Below are 445 nucleotides of genomic sequence, written 5' to 3'. Positions count from 1 at the left end.
ATCCCGACACGCTACGCGACATGTGCCAGATCGCAAGTCCCGCAATTCCGTTGCGCCTCATCCTGAGGAGGACGCGCGGCAGCCGTCTCGAAGGACGAGCGCCCGCTCCGCGGCCGTCCGTCGGTCCGCCGCGATGCGCAGCATCGGCATCTTGGGAGCGCCCCGGAACTTCCATCGCGTCTTCGACTTACAATCCTCATGCGCAAACTCCCGCTTTTCCTCATCGTCGCCGCCAGCCTCGCGCTTGGCGCCGCCGGCGTGCTGCTGCTGCCGGCCAAGGAGGCCGATGCCGGCCGCACCGTCACCACCGAACAGGCCGCGGCGGATGCCGGCGCGACCGTGCTGCCCACCGATCGCAAGCTCGCCATCGAGCCCAAATAAACCGATGGCATCCGAGGCGACCGACGACGAGCGGTTCATGCGCGAGGCGCTGCGCGTCGCGAGC

General features: G+C 68.8%; 1 protein-coding gene. It reads right to left on the bottom strand.

Annotation, left to right across the window (positions count from 1 at the left end; genetic code table 11):
* Nucleotides 1-57 precede the first annotated feature (57 nt).
* Nucleotides 58-445: hypothetical protein (locus ACTD9P_RS29965; protein ID WP_438870471.1), on the bottom strand; the 388-nt coding region annotated here is incomplete at its 5' end.

Origin of the sequence: Pseudomonas onubensis (assembly GCF_965653655.1) — a bacterium.
Classification (GTDB): Bacteria; Pseudomonadota; Gammaproteobacteria; order Pseudomonadales; family Pseudomonadaceae; genus Aquipseudomonas.
Note: the sequence above shows the minus strand (reverse complement) of the source record. Positions and strands in the feature narration are given on the sequence as shown.